Origin of the sequence: Bacillus sp. LNXM65, from assembly GCF_002998575.1 — a bacterium.
Lineage (GTDB): Bacteria > Bacillota > Bacilli > Bacillales > Bacillaceae > Bacillus.
This window is the reverse complement of sequence record NZ_PVRB01000005.1, coordinates 327,146-343,562: the sequence shown is the minus strand read 5'-3', so window position 1 is coordinate 343,562 and position 16,417 is coordinate 327,146. Positions and strand designations below refer to the sequence as shown.

The window sequence follows — 16,417 nt, the reverse complement described above, 5'->3', positions numbered from 1 at the left end:
GAAGTTGAAAATATGTTTACAGAATATGGTGAATTAAGCACCATGCTATACCAGTTGACCAAACCAGCCGGATACTCTATTGATGGTGATTTGGAATACTATTATGAACATTTGAAAAGTACTAAAGGTAAAATCTTAGAAGCAGGCGTCGGCACTGGTAGAATGATGATTCCTTTTCTGCAAAAGGGACTTGATGTAGAAGGTGTTGACGTATCTGAAGATATGTTAAAACAATGTAGAGCTAACATGGAGGCCGCAAAAGTGAAGGGAACTCTCTACCAAGGAGATCTTACTGACCTTCATCTACCTGAAAAATACGAGGCGATTATCATGCCTACCGGGAGTTTCTGTCTATTACCCCGGAATCAAGTTAAGGATATTCTGCGTTCTTTTTACCAACATCTTGAAGTAGGCGGTAAAATTATTATTGATTTGGAATTGCCAACTGGATTCATACCAGACAAAGTTTCAACAGGTCAATTTTCAATCGACAATGAAACTGGCATTCTATTTACGTCAACAACCCAAGGAATAGATTGGCTTCAACAGAAAACCAGCTTTATTCACCGATACGATTTGCTCAAAATTGGTAAGATTCAAGAAACAGAAATATCAAATTTTGTTCTCTATTGGTATGGAATCCAGGAGTTTCAGCTTTTACTGGAACATGAAGGATATTCTTCGATTGAGTATAAACTTGGGTATGAGAGAGATACGTCTTCTTCCCTCATCACCTTTTTTGCAAGTAAAGAATAATTAGGTTATTTCTTTTTAAGAAAGCTTCGCCAAAAACTACAAATTCATTTCTCTCTTACCTGTCACTCTGTTTATCATTTTTGGATTTTTTTACAGGTACTAACTTAGAAAAGATATTTAGTGTTCCGAGGAGGAGTCGAATGATTCAATACCAAAAGATCCTACAAATGTACTTCAACGGTGACTCTCAACGAACCATCGCAGCCGCCACCGGTCATTCATGGCGGACGGTAAAAGATGTGATTTACCGAGCAGAAAATAAAAATATCATTGAGCTGAAGCCGGAGATGGATAATCTCTGGCTATTTGGCTTCCTATACCCCGAAAGGCAGACATTTGAGCGGGGTTATTACCCTGTTAATTGGGAGTATATCCATAAAGAGCTGATGAAAAAGAACGTGACGCTCCAACTTCTTCATCGTGAATACAAAGAGAAAGCTCGAAACTCAAAGAAATATCCTTATTCCTATACCAGCTTTACAAGGGGTTATCGTCTATTTGTGATAACGCAAATACATTTGTATAATTCACATTTATGTAAATTAGTGAATAAAAAAAGCATATCCTTTAAGATATGCTGTAATTAAACACGTATGTAACTCATGGCTAATCCATTTTCATTTTTTTGAATTACTTTAAACCCGTTGTTTTCATAAAAAGATGATAACTGTTCATTTTCTTCATATTCAACAGATACTATTCTAATTGCAACTAATTTATTAATTAGCTTACAATTTTGAAACAAGAATTTTGGAACTTTCCAAGATTCATTAGGAAAGCACCTAATATACAAACTTTTTGTTTGATGTCTTTACAGAAATTATAAATCAAAATAGTCGCATCCTCAAGTGTTTTGTTGCAGATATCATTATTATCCTCCCCAATTATTAGTTATTTTATGCAGTTTCAAGCATATTAAATGACAAAAAATATGCTTCATTTATAGGTGGCAACAATATGACAAAAAAAGAGCATATCTAGTTAGAAGTTTGTTCTTTTTCTCTGTGCATCTTATAAAATCCATATCATATATTATTAAATTGAGGGGTTCGAATCTTTGTAACACTCGAGGCATTTGCAAGCTAATCAAACATTACTAGTTGATCTTTTGATTTTGCGTTATTCTGTTTTTATATCAGAGTAGCTAAACAAACAGGACACCAGTGACAAGTGGCGTAGCCGATGCTGACAAGCACTGGTTTATTTTCACGCTTGGCTTTGTCGAAGGCTTCTTGCCCCCACGGGTACCAGTGAACTGGGTTGTGGGCGTGCTGAAGGAGGTACGGTGATTTTTCGTTGATGAGTTGGTTGGGTGTTTGGTTGTTTGGCATGGGTCACCTGCTTTTACATCATTAGTTTAATTTCATCTTAAATTTCTTAAGGAGTAGAGACTAAGTCATTATTTGAGTGTATCATTTTGTTAAAATATAGGTTTTTCTTGATATTTGGAAACTGAATAAACACCCTACAATTTTAAAATTCGAAGGAGTTCTAATGTCTAAAAAAATAATGAGACGGTTATCACTGCTATGCTTTGTAATAGGTGTTCTACTATGGAGCCCTAATTTGATATTTGGATATGGAAGCGGATTATGGTTATTGAATTATCTATTAGGTCCAGTTGGTATTATATTAAGTATTTATAGTAGAAATTATCTTTATACGTTTTTAAACTTACTCACCACATTTAGCTTTTTTATCTTCATGTTTCTTGGGTATCACTGATTTACAACGTGACGTCAATTCACCTATCTAATACTAAATAATAAGAATGGAGAGATAAAATGGACTATGTTTATCAGAAAAATGAAAAGAAAAACGGTAATTGTGTCATATCCGTTCGAGATAGATGGGAGAATTCAATTATTGAATTTGAAAAAAAGCTACATCACATTGATATAGTGGTTAATTACCGTAATGATAAAACAACGAAGTATTCAATGCCAATAGAGATTTTTGAAAAAGTTTACGATGATCTACACAGAGATAATTGAGGCCTAAACTTTTCAACGCCTCATTGATGTTCCATTTCAATTCTCCTCTACTTCTTCACCAGCACATATTGTAAGTGTTCTAATTCAAACATATCAATCAGTTCACCGATCTCTTTAAAATCGATATGTTTCCCAAATCGTTTTTTGCTTAAGTCAATTTCTACATCTAATTGATCGTCTTTTTCTTTCGTTTCCAGGCCGTCTACACAAGAGTAGATTTCAATGGTTTCTCCTTTGGGCAGCTCTGTTTCAATGAAAAGGAAAAGAGGACGGAGAGAATGAATGATGCCTAAATCATAAACAAAAGGATGCGTGAATTTGTCTCTTACGGCTTCATAGACCGGATCTACATAAGCAATGTGAATGCCAGCAAAGTCCTCTTCTGTTTCGTATACTTCTATCAAGGGCTCTTCTTTTTGATAGGTTTTGGGCTTTTTTCGTTTTCTATCAACCGTTTTGATATTGAGTTCAGAGAGTGGTTTATAGATAGGCTTTTGACCAAAGGTACCAAGCGGCAGCTCTTTATTAGCACCAATATAGTGATGTAAAGTCATATGTGTGTCCTCTTTTCGCCAACTAATTTCTCGTGCATTGATTAACTTCTTTTTATCAATAAATGGTGGAATGTGCAATTCTTTTCACATACGATCTATCCTTTCTCTATAAAAAGGAGGGCAAGTCGTTTGACTAAATACCTCTTAGGGTATACTATCTGTTCATAGAAAGAATAGAAAGGAGTGCTGGTACATGGAATATAATCAGCAGATGAAGAACCGTCTTCGCCGGATTGAAGGGCAGATTAAAGGGGTTCTTGCGATGATGGAGCAAGGCAAGGATTGCCGCGAGGTGGTGACGCAGCTGTCTGCATCACGTAATGCCATTGATCGGGCAATGGGTGTGATTGTGAGTACAAATCTTGAGCAATGTGTTCGTGAAAGTCTTGAACAAGGCAAGGATACGGAAGGTCTTGTGAAAGAGGCAGTTGAGCTATTGGTGAAAAGCCGGTAAGAAATTCCTCAGCCTTTGGTGGTTGACGGATTTTTTTACTTGATGTAATATACCCTTACCGGTATATGTATATATTTTTATTTTCTATATACCCCTATAGGTAATTATTGAAGGAGGAGCAGAATGGAAGAACAGAAAAAACGTACGACGATTGTGTTATTCAGTGGAGATTATGATAAAGCGATGGCAGCTTACATTATTGCCAATGGTGCAGCAACCTATGATCATGAGGTAACCATTTTCCATACGTTTTGGGGGCTGAATGCCTTGCGTAAGGATGAGATGGTGCCAATGAAAAAAGGATTTTTAGAAAAAATGTTTGGGAAGATGATGCCGCGCGGGGCTGATCGAATGGGGCTGTCAAAGATGAATTTTACAGGGATGGGGCCGAAAATGATCAAGCATGTGATCAAAAAGCACAATGCCATGACCTTGCCGCAGCTCATTGATATGGCAAAGGAACAGGATATCAATCTCGTGGCATGTACAATGACGATGGATCTTTTAGGATTACAGGAGAAAGAATTATTAGATGATATTCAATATGCTGGTGTAGCGGCATATTTAGCAGAAGCTGAAATCGGATGTGTGAATTTATTTATCTAGTGAGGTGATACAGGATGGTGCAGACGATTTTACTCATCATCGTGATTGGATTACTCGTGAGCCGCTTTCTGCCGGTACGAGGTGTGAAGCAAATGGATGCAGCTCATATGAAAAAGAAGCTGAAAAGCAAAGGTCAACAGCTCATTGATGTGCGATCTCCTAGTGAATTTCAAACAAATCATATCAAAGGCTTTCAAAACATCCCGTTGTCTCATTTGAAGAAACGAGCTTCTCAGCTTGAGAAAAATAAAGAGGTCTATGTGATATGTCAAAGCGGAATGAGAAGTATGCAAGCGGCGAAAATATTGAAGAAGCAGGGATTTACTCAGATTACAAACATCAAGGGTGGCATGAATGCTTGGCATTAAATGCGCAATAAAATATACCCCCACCCCTATATAAAGGAGGATAAGACATGCAGCAACCAACTGTCATTTTAGATGCAAAAGGATTGGCATGCCCGATGCCGATTGTGAAAACAAAAAAACAAATGAATGAGCTTTTGCCCGGAGATGTACTTGAAGTGCAAGCCACCGATAAAGGGTCAGCAGCGGATCTAGCGGCTTGGTCAAAAAGTGCCGGCCACGAATTTTTAGGAACAAAAGTAGAAGGTCAGGTGCTTCATCATTTGATTCGTAAGGGCGGAGAACAAGAGAAAGAAGGGAAGTCCATGATTTCGGAAATGTCTTTGGAGACTTTTCAACAGAAAGTAAAAGAAGATCCATCTTTGTTTATTTTAGATGTGCGAGAGCTGGATGAATACGAGGCGGGGCATATTCCGGGAGCTGTTCATATTCCCCTTGGTGAGGTTGAACAACGTGCGGAGGAATTGAGCCGAGAGACGGACATTTACCTTATCTGTCATTCAGGCAGAAGAAGTGAATTAGCTGCGCAAAAGTTAAAAGAAAAAGGATTTCATCAATTGGTGAACATCGTGCCAGGCATGAATAGCTGGACAGGAGCGATTGAAAAATAGGAGCTGAATGAAACATGACGGTAAAAGCGATGACTGCAGAACAGTTAACAAAAAAGATCGTGAACAAGGAACCGATTTTTTTGCTAGATGTGCGAAATCAAGCGGATGTTCAGGATTGGAAGATCGAAGGGGAAGCAATCGTTCATATGAATGTGCCTTATTTTGATCTCCTTGAAGGAGTAGAGGGCATTTTATCTCACATTCCTTATGACCGTGAAGTGTTGGTGGTTTGTGCCAAGGAAGGCTCCTCTATCATGGTGGCGGAGATGCTGTCAGAGGCGGGCAGAACGGTCCATTATTTAGAAGGCGGTATGAAGGCGTGGAGCGAGCATCTAGAGCCAGTGAAGATCGGGGATTTAACCGGCGGTGGAGAGTTGTATCAATTTGTGCGGATGGGCAAGGGATGCCTGTCTTATATGATCATGTCGAATGGAGAAGCCGCAATTGTAGATGCAGCTAGAATGACGGATATCTATACCCGTTTTGCTAAAAAACATCATGTCTCTATCACGCAAGTGTTGGATACTCATCTTCATGCGGATCATATTTCTGGTGGGAAAAGACTGGCTGAACAGACTGGTGCCAGCTACTGGCTGCCGCCAAAAGATGCAGAAGAGGTGATCTTTGAATATCACCGTCTTGAAGAAGGACAGCGGATGACGATTGGAGCGGCTTCCATTGATATTCACCCCCTTTACTCGCCGGGGCATACGATTGGTTCAACATCTTTTATCGTGGATCATCAATATCTTCTTTCAGGTGATATTTTGTTCGTTGATTCGATTGGAAGACCTGATCTCGCTGGAATGGCGGAGGACTGGGTAGGTGATTTGAGAGAAACGCTTTATGACCGATATAGAGCACTTTCGAAAGAATTCATTGTATTGCCAGCGCATTTCATGATCATGGATGAAGTCAATGAAGACGGAAGCGTTTGGAAGGAGCTAGGCGTTCTATTTGAAGAAAATCATGGACTGAATATTGAAGATGAAGACGTATTTAGACAAATGGTCACGAAGAATCTGCCTGCACAGCCAAACGCCTATCAAGACATTCGTCAAGCCAATATGGGGAAGCTGAGCCCAGATGATGAAGCGCAGCGTGAAATGGAAATTGGTCCAAACCGTTGTGCGATTCGGTAATGTCCAATAAAATAAGAAGAGAGGAATAATCAAATGACATCAGATCAAATTTTAGACGTAACAGGGCTTGCATGCCCAATGCCGATTATTCGGACAAAGAAAAAAATGAATGACTTGACGGAAGGTCAAGTTTTAGAAATACATGCAACAGATAAAGGGGCTAAAGCTGACTTGGCAGCATGGGCGAAGTCAAGCGGACATGAATTGATCACGCAGACGGATGAAGGACATGTGCTGAAGTTCTGGGTGAGAAAAGGGTCCTAAAGGATGTTAGGGGTATCTGCTGAAGATCCCCTTTTCCTTTTGCAAAGGAGGAGACCAGCGTGGATTTTGCGTTTTTGATTACACTTTTTATCATCGGATGTATTGGTTCCTTCTTATCAGGAATGGTGGGGATCGGGGGATCTGTGATCAACTATCCTATGCTGCTTTATATCCCGCCACTGGTCGGTGTGATGGCACTATCGGCTCACGAGGTATCAGGAATTGGCGCTATTCAAGTGCTTTTTTCGACGCTCGGTGGGGTATTGGCCTACCGAAAAAGCGGGTATTTACATCGGTCGTTGATTTTATATATGGGGAGCAGTATATTGGCGGGCAGCTTATTAGGCAGTTATGTATCTCACTTTATGCCAGAGAATGGGATGAATCTCGTCTATGGATTGCTCGCGGTAGTGGCTGTGATCCTCATGCTGATTCCAAAAAAGGGACAGCGTGCAGACTCAGAGGGAGAAGTCACTTTTCATAAAGGGCTTGCGGCAGGTATTGCCTTTGTGATTGGCAGTGTTTCCGGGGTGCTAGGCGCGGGTGGAGCATTTATATTGGTACCGGTGATGCTGTCTATTTTAAAAATTCCTGTCCGGATGACGATTGCGTCCTCACTTGCGATTACGTTTCTATCTGCGATCGGTGCATCGACTGGAAAGGTATTGACGGGTCAAGTCATGCTTCTTCCTGCGGTTGTGCTGATGCTGGCAAGTTTAATAGCCGCTCCGATTGGTGCTAAGGTCGGTCAGAAAATCAATGCCGTCTACTTACAATGGGCACTAGCTGTGATGATTACGGCGACAGCGGTCAAAATTTGGCTTGATTTATTATAAAGAAAAGACCAACAAAGCAAACGTGTTGGTCTTTTTTATTTGACGTCATCGTGCTCGATATATGTTTCAAGGGCTGGGTGAAACTCTTTTTGATAATGAAGGTTGGGGCACGTTTTCACGACTTTGCCTTGCAGGGCATTGGACTTAGAGACTTCTAATGCTGTTTTACATTTAGGGCAGCGTTCGGCAAACAGTGAGGGCCAGCGCTTCATATATCACCACTCCAGTTAAAGTCTTAAAAACCGATTATATTAATATGAATTATAGGGGATCGTGCAGGTGAGGTCAATGGGTGTTTGGGTCTTTTTAACAAAAAAAAAGCATCGTAAAGGATGCTTCTCTTTCGTTTCGATTCTCAATAAGCTTTTGCCCAAAAGACCATATCAGATGCAGGCTTTCCGCAGCAGACACATGTGTCTGAAACAGATTCCTGTTCAAATGGGATACAGCGTGAGGTCGCCCCTGTTCTCTCTTTGATGTCGTTTTCGCAATCTTCATCACCGCACCACATTGCTTTGATCAATCTGTTTTCTTCGGCAAGAAGCTGCTCGATGTCTTCGATTGTGTGGGCGTTTGATGTTTTTTCATGTAATCGTTCTTTTGCTTTTTCGTACATCGTCTGCTGAATGTCTTCAAGCGTGGAAGTGATGGTTTGTTCAAGTGCATCTAACTTGACGGCTTGCTTTTCACCTGTGTCTCGTCTTGCGAGCATCACTTGTCCTTTTTCGATGTCCTTTGGTCCTACTTCGACACGTAGAGGGATGCCCTGCATTTCACATTCGTTGAACTTCCAGCCTGGCTGTTTATCACTTGCATCGATGTCAGTACGTGCGATGCGGGTGAGTCGATCTTTCAACTCGTAGGCATGATCGAGCACACCTTCTTTATGAGAGGCGATTGGCACGATTCGCACTTGGGTTGGCGCAATGTTTGGCGGAAGGACCAGTCCTCTGTCATCACCGTGCACCATGATCATGGCACCGATGATTCTTGTCGTAAAGCCCCAAGAGGTTTGCTGGACATGCTCTAGTTTTCCTTCGCGGTTTAAGAATTCGATGCCAAATGCTTTGGCAAATCCGTTTCCGAAGAAGTGAGAAGTGGCCGTTTGCAGGGCTTTTCCGTCATGCATCAGACTTTCGACTGTATAGGTGAAGCGGGCGCCAGCGAATTTTTCTTTCTCTGTTTTCCTGCCTTTAATGACAGGGATCGCTAGAAGCTCTTCACAAATAGACGCATAGATATGGAGCATTCTTTCTGTTTCTTCAATCGCTTCTTGTTCAGTCTCGTGACAAGTGTGCCCTTCCTGCCAGAGGAATTCAAGGGTTCTAAGGAATGGACGTGTTGTCTTTTCCCAGCGGACGACATTGGCCCATTGGTTATATAGCTTCGGTAAATCACGATAGGAGTGAATGATGTTTTTATAATGCTCGGCGAACAGCACTTCAGAGGTTGGTCTGACGCAGAGTCTTTCTTGTAATTCCGAATCACCGCCATGTGTCACCCACGCCACTTCAGGAGCAAAGCCTTCGATATGATCCTTTTCTTGCTGGAGCAGACTTTCTGGGATAAAGAGCGGCATATACACATTCTCATGCCCTGTTTCTTTGATTTGGCGGTCAAGTTCGTCGCGAATATTCTCCCAAATTTTGAAGCCGTATGGCTGAATGATCATACTGCCTCTGACGCTTGAATAATCGACGAGTCGTGCCTTTGTGACAACATCTGTATACCACTGGGCAAAGTCGTCTTCCATGCTTGTGATTTTTTCAACAAATTGTTTCTTTGACATTGCATGTTCCTCCTTTTAAAAAACAAAAAAGCTGTGCTTTAAGTTAGGGACCATTCCTGGTGGTACCACCCTAATTTAAAGCACAGCTTTACACTCGATCATGATAACGGTATGAACCGCTGTATGAAACAGAACTAAATCGGCAGGTTCACTTGAAGATGTCAGTAGGAACTTCTCAGCACCGTTCCCTCTCTGTTAAAGGTCAATTCAAGCTACTATTCCAGATCTACGTTGATCAATGTTCATTGATTTTTCATCAGTTTACCTGTAAATGCAGGAGAAAGCAAGTTGTACTGGGGTTTCTTTTCATGCTGTTCTGAGTGCTTTGTTTGATCGTGAATTTGCAGTCATTTCCTATTTTTACAGCTTGCCAGTTATGTAAGCATATGCTACTATATTTGAAGAAAAAAATAGACTTGTATAACCTCAATAATATGGTTTGAGGGTTTCTACCAGGATCCGATAAATCCTGATTACAAAAGCGTGCTTTCCTTTTTTGTAATCAGGGTTTTTTTGTTTGTCTGCGCCCTGTATCAAAAGTGAAAGCGATGATATATAGAAGGGATGTTAGACATGAACTGGAGAGTATATTTATTAGCCGTTTCTACTTTTGCGGTTGGATTAGTTGAGCTTGTGGTCGGGGGCATTTTGCCAAGCCTTGCAGAGGATTTGAATGTATCTCTTGCAACAGCTGGGCAGCTTATCACCGTATTTGCCATTGTGTATGCCATTTCAGCACCCGTGCTGCTGACCGCCACAGCCAAAATCGAACGAAAGCGTCTTTATTTAATAGCGTTATTGGTGTTTACATTAGGAAATGTGTTCACTTATTTTAGTTCGACCTTTGCCCTTGTCATGATCTCTAGGGTATTGATCGCAATGAGTACAGCGCTTGTGGTGGTGTTGTCACTGACGATCACTGCTAAATTGGTGGAACCAGCGCATCGTGCGAAGGCATTAGGGCTGATTTTTATTGGGATTAGTTCTTCACTTGTTCTCGGTGTACCGATCGGTATTTTTATTACAGAGAGCTTTGGCTGGAGAGTGATGTTTTTAGGAATCAGTATTTTATCAGCGATATCGATGGTGCTGATCTATTTTCTATTGGAGAAAATGCCTGTTGAAAAAGTGACACCTCTTAGAGAGCAAATACGTTCTTTAGGGCATCCGAAAATTTTTAGTGCACACTTGATTAGTTTGTTTATGCTGGCAGGTCATTATATGCTTTATTCTTATTTCACTCCGTTTTTAATGGAAGTTCTGCATATGACCCCGTTCTGGATTAGTATTTGTTATTTGGTCTTTGGGCTTGCATCTATTGGCGGGAATGGGTTTGGCGGCTGGCTTAGTGACAAGCTGGGTTCAGGGAAAGCCATTTTGCTGGTGACAATCGCGTTTGCAGTTGTGATGTTTATCATTCCTTATACAGCGGGTGTGTTTGTCCTCTTTATGATCATGGTTGTCCTATGGGGAGCGCTTAGCTGGGCATTAACGCCTGCCTTGCAGAGTTATTTGATTCAAACAGATCCTGTGACGTCTGATATTCAGCAAAGCTTAAATACATCGGCCTTGCAAATTGGTATCTCAATTGGATCAGCGGTTGGCGGTTTCCTGTTTACGATGACCGGTTCATCTGTTGATCTGGCGAAGTTCGGTGCAGTTTTTGTGCTGATTGCCTTTAGCTGTGCGGTGATTTCGTTGAAGAGACCACCACTTTATATGGATCGTCAGCATCGTGCTGAATAGCTGCCTCATGATAGGTAGCTTTTTTTCTGTTCTATATTATTTCAACATCTCACGAAAAGAGCCTTTCTTTCCATGAATTATAGCAAATAAAAGAAAGAGGAGCTGTGACATGATGGGTCAACTAGTAGAAAAGTGCATACACCATTTTCAGGTCTGATGGCCTGTTCTTTTTCTCACACTGACATTTCTTTTGACTCCTCTTTTAATTATTAGTACCATTTTATTAACCAGTTAAGAGTGGAGGTTCAGATGGAAACTAAAGAGCAGATTGTATTAAAAGCGATTCAAGATCTGATTATGCATAGGGAAAAGAGACGGAATGATCCAACAGATCCACTGATTACCACGACTGATACACTCAAGCAAGATTGGACACTCACACAGCTTCACATTTTATCGATGATTCAAGCCAATCCAAACGAATCAAATAATACATTTCTTTCTCAACAACTAAAACTATCAAAGCCTGCCATTACAAAGGCTGTGAAAAAACTAATTGATAAAGGCATGGTGGACTATTGCCACCGGCAAGGGGATAAGAAATCTGTCTACTATTCATTGACAGAGAAAGGCACGCAATTGGCAGCGCTGCATGATGAACTACATGAAAAAGCCGTCGCGTCCTACTTAGAATTTCTCCAGCAGTTTCATGAAGATGAATTACAAGTAATTGAGCGCTTTTTGAAGGCATGGAAAGAAAAAATATAGATTAAAAAAACCGAAACCATCGTAGAAAATGAGATGATTTCGGTTTTTTATATGGTAAAATTAACATATATTGACGTTATTCCTGATCATGTTAAAAGGGAGGGAGCTTCTTTGGGGAAAGAAATGATGGAAAATTTTAAAAAGTCAGCAACCATCATGCCGTTCGTAGGACTGTTTGTCAGCTTGCTATTATTTGTTTACTATTTTGGCATTACAGGAGTTGAAGAACCTGTTTGGGCGGCCGCTTTGTATTGTGCCCTGCCCTTTTTAGGGTACACGATCTTCTATCTGCCTGTATGTATTTATTTTAAATTCAGTAAAAAACGCTCAATCCATAAAAATGAGGAACAGACGTGATTGTGGTCAGCGCTTGTCTTGCTGGGTTGAAGGTCCGGTATAATGGCAGCCATCGATTAGATCAGCGAATTGAAGAGCTTGTGCAGGAAGGAAAGGCTGTGACAGTTTGTCCTGAACTGCTTGGCGGCTTCTCTACGCCTAGACCACCGGCAGAAATCATTGGCGGAGATGGATATGATGTTTTACGGGGGCAGGCTGCTGTTGTCGATGTTCATGGAACTGACGTCACAGAGATGTATGTAAAAGGTGCAAAAGCCACGCTGGAACAGGTTCAGTCTCTGAAAGCAACAGCGGTTGTGTTAAAAGAGTACAGCCCTTCTTGCGGGAGCCGGCTGATTTACCAGGGAGAGTTTAACGGTAAGACAAAAGCTGGTGATGGTGTGACGTCCGCCTTGCTGAAACAGCACGGGATTCAAGTGTTCTCTGAGGAGGATGATTGGACTTCGTTGTTTCAATAGGTGTGGCGTGGATAGAAGGAGGAGCTAGGTTGAAAAAGTGGATCATTGGTGTAGGTGTAGTGGTTTTAATAGGAATAGGTATTTATTTTATGATCAATACCAAAACATACTCTTTTGATGATGTGACCTCACTGGATAAGAACAAGGTGACTTCGATTCAAATTGAGCATGATAATGAGCAAGTTGTGGTAGATAAGAAAGAAGATATTCAAAAGCTGCTGAATGAATTTTCAGGTATGAAATTAAAGAAGGCGAATGGCGCTAAAAAAGAAACAAAAGAGTCTTATTGGATTAGGGTGTTAGAGGAAGGCAATGTTACATACGGAATCGTCTTTTATGATCAAGCTTATTTAGAGACATATGATGGTTCTAAAACGAAAAATAAGATCAGCGAATACCAAATCGTTGACGCCAATCAAGTCGATATAGGACAATATATCAAATAACACCAGCGAAATTTCTTGCATGATCAATAGAAAATTCGGGAATAGTGCATGGTAAGTAAAAATGAAGCGGAGGTTTGTTTGATGAGTGGATTAACAGATACAGTCACATTAGCAAACGGAGTAAAAATGCCGAAGCTAGGCTTTGGTGTATGGCAGGTAAAAGATGGGGAAGAGGCTGTAAATGCAGTCAAAGACGCTCTTGAAGCGGGCTATCGCAGCATCGATACAGCAGCGGCCTATCAAAATGAAGAAGGGGTAGGCAAAGCCATTCAGCAATCAGGCATCTCTCGCGATGATCTGTTTATTACGACAAAGGTCTGGAATCGTGATCAAGGCTATGAAGCAACACTTGAAGCCTTTGAAACAAGTATGAACAAGCTTGGGCTAGATGTATTAGACCTTTATTTAATTCATTGGCCAGTTGAAGGTAAATATAAAGATACTTGGAAAGCACTAGAGAAGCTGTATAAGGATGGACGCGTTCGAGCCATCGGTGTGTGTAACTTCCATCAGCACCACCTAGATGATTTATTAGAAGAGGCAGAAGTTGTGCCAATGGTCAACCAAATCGAGCTACATCCAAAGCTGACGCAGGAGCCTTTACGAGACTACTGCAAGGAGAAAGGGGTTCATGTAGAAGCGTGGTCACCATTAGGCAGTGGGAAGCTTCTGAACCATCCTGTTCTTCAGGATATTGCGAAAAAACATGACAAATCCGTGGCACAAGTCATTCTTCGCTGGGACTTGCAGCATGGCATTATCACCATTCCAAAATCTGTGACGAAGAGCCGAATCATCGAAAACACACAAGTCTTCGATTTCGAGCTGTCCGCACATGAGATGGGTGTCATCGATCAGCTCAATGAAGATGAGCGCACAGGTCCAGATCCAGATAACTTTGATTTTTAATCGAAAGAAAAGCACAGGTGGATGCCTGTGCTTTTTTTTATTTAACGGTTTTTCGAGGCTGATACGTTTTCAATGACTTGAATGGCGTCGGCAATTTGCTCTTTGGAATAGTCTCCAATCAAGCAAAAGGTTTCGTCTGCACGTGCAGCATGGCTTGCCACTGTTTTTGCGGCTTCTTCCAGCTGAGCTGTGATGCCAAGCTCTCGCATATTTCTAGGTAATCCGAGTGTTTCATAAAGCTCAAGTAATTCTTCTACTTCGCTCATTCGATTTTCTGCGGCAAGCTGAACAAGAATGCCATAGGCCACTTTTTGACCATGTAATACGTGATGCGTTTCTTCAATAAATGTCAATCCGTTATGGATGGCGTGAGCTCCTGCCATTCTGCCGTAGCGTCCCCCGTACCCGCCGACCGTGCCGGCTAATGTAATAATGGTATCCGTTACATCCGCAAATGCTTGCGAGTGCTGCCCTGTTGTCAAGCTGTGGACGGCTTCTTCGCTATGGGAAAGAAGAATGTCTCTGACGTATACCGCCTGCTTTAGTGCAGCATGCACCATGAGCGGTAAGGAGTCTTTTGCATTTCGAATAATGGCTTCTGCTTCATACCATTTGGCCAGCGTATCTCCAATCCCACTTTGAAGGTAGGAAAGAGGAGAAGAAAGCAAAAATGTATGATCAATGAGCGTGAGGTAGCTGGACCGTTTATGATAATCGACTCTCATGAAATTCCCCTTGTCATCATAAATGACGCTAAGCGGTGTAGATGCAGCACATGTCCCTGGGATGGTTGGAACCATGATCACTTCAATTTGAAGAGCTTCTGCTACTGACTTGGCGGTGTCTAAAATCGTGCCGCCTCCAATCCCAATCATCACATCTGCCCCTTTCAGTTCTTCAGCAATTCGTGTGATCGCATTTGGTGAACTGTATCCTTTGTGCTGAACAACAGGCCAATGAGGTGGAAGCTTTGTGTACGCTGAAAAAGCATGAAATGAATCGTGTCCCGTCAGTACAGCGGGCGACTGGAAGGATGGAGAAACAAGTGAATCGAGTTCATGATAAATCCCTTTTTGAGAAATAAATTGGTTTGGGCCGCTTCTGACGATATCTTCTGGCTGGATCATTGAGTTCTGCTCCTTTACAACATCATATTTCATAAATCATCTCATTTTACAGAAAGTTCTGTCAAATAATCGATAATATGAGGAGAAAGACCCTTCCGTTTTATGGAATTGAGCCGCTGACATTGCCTTTAGGTATGTATTTCCTGTATGATAAAGAACGGTATGTTTTGATTAAATTTAAGAGGTGTTTATATATATGGAAAAACAATATCGTGTCTTACTTTACTATCAATATGTCCCCATTGAGGACCCAGAGACGTTTACAGCAGAGCATCTAGCATTTTGTAAGGAGCTTGGTTTGTTAGGCCGTATCCTTGTGTCAGCAGAAGGCTTGAACGGAACTGTTTCTGGTACCATTGAGCAAACGGACAAGTACATGCAAGCGTTAAAAGAAGATCCGCGCTTTGCGTCTATGCCGATCAAAATTGACGAAGCAGACGGTCATGCGTTTAAAAAAATGCACGTCCGCCATCGAAATGAACTAGTGAATCTGAGCCTTGAAGATGACGTGAACCCGTTAGAATTAACAGGTAAACATCTCAGCCCGGTTGAATTTTACGAGCAAATGCAATCACCTGATACCGTTGTGATTGATGCACGTAATGATTACGAGTTTGATGTCGGCCACTTTAGAGGGGCAGTACGTCCTGATATCGAGACATTCCGCGAATTACCTGAGTGGATTCGTGACAATAAAGAGATTCTTGAAGGGAAAAAAATCCTGACGTATTGCACAGGCGGCGTACGCTGTGAGAAATTCTCAGGCTGGTTAAAGCGTGAAGGCTTTGAAGATGTCTCTCAGCTTGACGGCGGAATTGTCACGTACGGAAAAGACCCAGAAGTTCAAGGAAAGCTATGGGATGGTCAATGCTATGTGTTTGATACCCGCTTAACAGTGCCAGTGAATCAAACAGAGCATGTAGTTGTCGGAAAAGATTTCTTCACTGGTGAGCCTTGCGAGCGTTATGTGAACTGTGCAAACCCTGCATGCAACCGCAAAATGATTGCAACAGAAGAGAGCGAGCATAAGTATATGCGCAGCTGCAGCCATGAATGCCGTACAAGTGAACGTAACCTTTATGTGAAACAGCACAATCTGTCTGAAGAAGAAGTGCAAGAAAGACTAGCTGTGATTGAAAAAGAACAAGCAATCTCACAAGGATAGAGGGACCCCCTTTATCCTTTTTTTCTATACACGAGAGGGTTCAGAAGAAAGAGGGATTCATTTCCTCTTTCTTTTTTTGTTTTGTTTTTTTCAAAATAAGGGTAAAGGTAGTTATTCAGTCTAATAGATT

At 41.4% G+C, this 16,417-nt stretch carries 22 protein-coding genes and 1 riboswitch; of the genes, 17 read left to right on the top strand and 5 right to left on the bottom strand.

Annotated features, from left to right (window positions below; all coding sequences use genetic code 11):
• Positions 1 to 12: 12 nt before the first annotated feature.
• Positions 13 to 756 (top strand): class I SAM-dependent methyltransferase, encoded by a 744-nt coding sequence (locus C6Y03_RS12295; RefSeq protein WP_106039383.1) that lies wholly within the window; start codon positions 13 to 15, stop codon positions 754 to 756.
• Between the two features lie 140 nt (positions 757 to 896).
• Positions 897 to 1,343 (top strand): transposase, encoded by a 447-nt coding sequence (locus C6Y03_RS19190; RefSeq protein WP_189313031.1) that lies wholly within the window; start codon positions 897 to 899, stop codon positions 1,341 to 1,343.
• Positions 1,344 to 1,886: 543 nt separating this feature from the next.
• Here the strand turns inward: C6Y03_RS19190 and C6Y03_RS12285 are convergent.
• Positions 1,887 to 2,087, bottom strand: coding sequence for a DUF255 domain-containing protein (locus C6Y03_RS12285; protein ID WP_106039382.1), 201 nt, complete (start codon positions 2,085 to 2,087; stop codon positions 1,887 to 1,889).
• Between the two features lie 453 nt (positions 2,088 to 2,540).
• Between C6Y03_RS12285 and C6Y03_RS19355 the strand changes: the two genes are divergently transcribed.
• Positions 2,541 to 2,750, top strand: a complete 210-nt coding sequence (locus C6Y03_RS19355; protein WP_106039381.1) for a hypothetical protein — start codon at positions 2,541 to 2,543, stop codon at positions 2,748 to 2,750.
• Positions 2,751 to 2,797: 47 nt separating this feature from the next.
• Here the strand turns inward: C6Y03_RS19355 and C6Y03_RS12270 are convergent, their stop codons facing one another.
• On the bottom strand, positions 2,798 to 3,304 hold the full coding sequence (locus C6Y03_RS12270) for a hypothetical protein (protein WP_106039380.1): 507 nt from the start codon (positions 3,302 to 3,304) through the stop codon (positions 2,798 to 2,800).
• Between the two features lie 193 nt (positions 3,305 to 3,497).
• Here C6Y03_RS12270 and C6Y03_RS12265 point away from each other — a divergent pair, with 193 nt between their 5' ends.
• The 7 genes from C6Y03_RS12265 to C6Y03_RS12235 all read left to right on the top strand — a co-directional run bounded on the left by C6Y03_RS12265 (position 3,498) and on the right by C6Y03_RS12235 (position 7,582).
• Complete coding sequence (locus tag C6Y03_RS12265; protein WP_003217059.1) at positions 3,498 to 3,758, top strand: metal-sensitive transcriptional regulator; 261 nt, start codon at positions 3,498 to 3,500, stop codon at positions 3,756 to 3,758.
• A gap of 123 nt (positions 3,759 to 3,881) precedes the next feature.
• On the top strand, positions 3,882 to 4,364 hold the full coding sequence (locus C6Y03_RS12260) for a DsrE/DsrF/DrsH-like family protein (protein ID WP_034664372.1): 483 nt from the start codon (positions 3,882 to 3,884) through the stop codon (positions 4,362 to 4,364).
• A 14-nt stretch (positions 4,365 to 4,378) separates the two neighbouring features.
• Entirely contained in the window at positions 4,379 to 4,732 is a 354-nt protein-coding gene (locus C6Y03_RS12255; protein WP_106039379.1) for a rhodanese-like domain-containing protein, read from the top strand.
• 47 nt (positions 4,733 to 4,779) lie between these two features.
• Positions 4,780 to 5,340: a sulfurtransferase TusA family protein gene (locus C6Y03_RS12250; protein ID WP_106037035.1), complete on the top strand. Its 561-nt coding sequence runs from the start codon at positions 4,780 to 4,782 to the stop codon at positions 5,338 to 5,340.
• A gap of 14 nt (positions 5,341 to 5,354) precedes the next feature.
• Entirely contained in the window at positions 5,355 to 6,482 is a 1,128-nt protein-coding gene (locus C6Y03_RS12245) for an MBL fold metallo-hydrolase (RefSeq protein ID WP_106039378.1), read from the top strand.
• Positions 6,483 to 6,515: 33 nt separating this feature from the next.
• The gene (locus C6Y03_RS12240; protein WP_034664361.1) at positions 6,516 to 6,746 is read left to right on the top strand and encodes a sulfurtransferase TusA family protein; all 231 of its coding nucleotides are present in this window, start codon (positions 6,516 to 6,518) and stop codon (positions 6,744 to 6,746) included.
• A 59-nt stretch (positions 6,747 to 6,805) separates the two neighbouring features.
• Positions 6,806 to 7,582, top strand: coding sequence for a sulfite exporter TauE/SafE family protein (locus C6Y03_RS12235; RefSeq protein ID WP_106037038.1), 777 nt, complete (start codon positions 6,806 to 6,808; stop codon positions 7,580 to 7,582).
• 35 nt (positions 7,583 to 7,617) lie between these two features.
• Here the strand turns inward: C6Y03_RS12235 and C6Y03_RS19185 are convergent, their stop codons facing one another.
• Both C6Y03_RS19185 and proS read right to left on the bottom strand, forming a co-directional pair.
• Entirely contained in the window at positions 7,618 to 7,794 is a 177-nt protein-coding gene (locus C6Y03_RS19185) for a hypothetical protein (protein WP_003216908.1), read from the bottom strand.
• Between the two features lie 143 nt (positions 7,795 to 7,937).
• Complete coding sequence (proS, locus tag C6Y03_RS12230; protein WP_066031392.1) at positions 7,938 to 9,371, bottom strand: proline--tRNA ligase; 1,434 nt, start codon at positions 9,369 to 9,371, stop codon at positions 7,938 to 7,940.
• Positions 9,372 to 9,767: 396 nt separating this feature from the next.
• Positions 9,768 to 9,867, top strand: a riboswitch (purine riboswitch).
• A 77-nt stretch (positions 9,868 to 9,944) separates the two neighbouring features.
• Between proS and C6Y03_RS12225 the strand changes: the two genes are divergently transcribed.
• The 6 genes from C6Y03_RS12225 (at position 9,945) to C6Y03_RS12200 (ending at position 13,995) form a co-directional block, all read left to right on the top strand.
• Entirely contained in the window at positions 9,945 to 11,117 is a 1,173-nt protein-coding gene (locus C6Y03_RS12225) for an MFS transporter (protein WP_106039377.1), read from the top strand.
• 249 nt (positions 11,118 to 11,366) lie between these two features.
• Positions 11,367 to 11,825 carry a MarR family transcriptional regulator gene (locus C6Y03_RS12220; protein WP_034664352.1) on the top strand — a complete coding sequence of 153 codons (459 nt, stop codon included), beginning with the start codon at positions 11,367 to 11,369 and terminating at the stop codon, positions 11,823 to 11,825.
• Positions 11,826 to 11,936: 111 nt separating this feature from the next.
• Positions 11,937 to 12,182, top strand: a complete 246-nt coding sequence (locus C6Y03_RS12215; RefSeq protein ID WP_106039376.1) for a hypothetical protein — start codon at positions 11,937 to 11,939, stop codon at positions 12,180 to 12,182.
• Positions 12,179 to 12,640, top strand: coding sequence for a 2-thiouracil desulfurase family protein (locus C6Y03_RS12210; protein WP_034664351.1), 462 nt, complete (start codon positions 12,179 to 12,181; stop codon positions 12,638 to 12,640). The genes C6Y03_RS12215 and C6Y03_RS12210 overlap by 4 nt, the downstream gene beginning before the upstream one ends.
• A 29-nt stretch (positions 12,641 to 12,669) precedes the next feature.
• Positions 12,670 to 13,086, top strand: coding sequence for a hypothetical protein (locus C6Y03_RS12205; RefSeq protein ID WP_106039375.1), 417 nt, complete (start codon positions 12,670 to 12,672; stop codon positions 13,084 to 13,086).
• A gap of 81 nt (positions 13,087 to 13,167) precedes the next feature.
• Positions 13,168 to 13,995 (top strand): aldo/keto reductase, encoded by an 828-nt coding sequence (locus C6Y03_RS12200; protein ID WP_106039374.1) that lies wholly within the window; start codon positions 13,168 to 13,170, stop codon positions 13,993 to 13,995.
• 41 nt (positions 13,996 to 14,036) lie between these two features.
• On the opposite strand, the gene C6Y03_RS12195 is transcribed toward C6Y03_RS12200, so the two are convergent.
• On the bottom strand, positions 14,037 to 15,119 hold the full coding sequence (locus C6Y03_RS12195; RefSeq protein WP_060595537.1) for an iron-containing alcohol dehydrogenase family protein: 1,083 nt from the start codon (positions 15,117 to 15,119) through the stop codon (positions 14,037 to 14,039).
• A 199-nt stretch (positions 15,120 to 15,318) separates the two neighbouring features.
• Here C6Y03_RS12195 and trhO point away from each other — a divergent pair, with 199 nt between their 5' ends.
• Positions 15,319 to 16,287: an oxygen-dependent tRNA uridine(34) hydroxylase TrhO gene (trhO, locus tag C6Y03_RS12190; RefSeq protein ID WP_060595437.1), complete on the top strand. Its 969-nt coding sequence runs from the start codon at positions 15,319 to 15,321 to the stop codon at positions 16,285 to 16,287.
• Positions 16,288 to 16,417 lie beyond the last annotated feature (130 nt).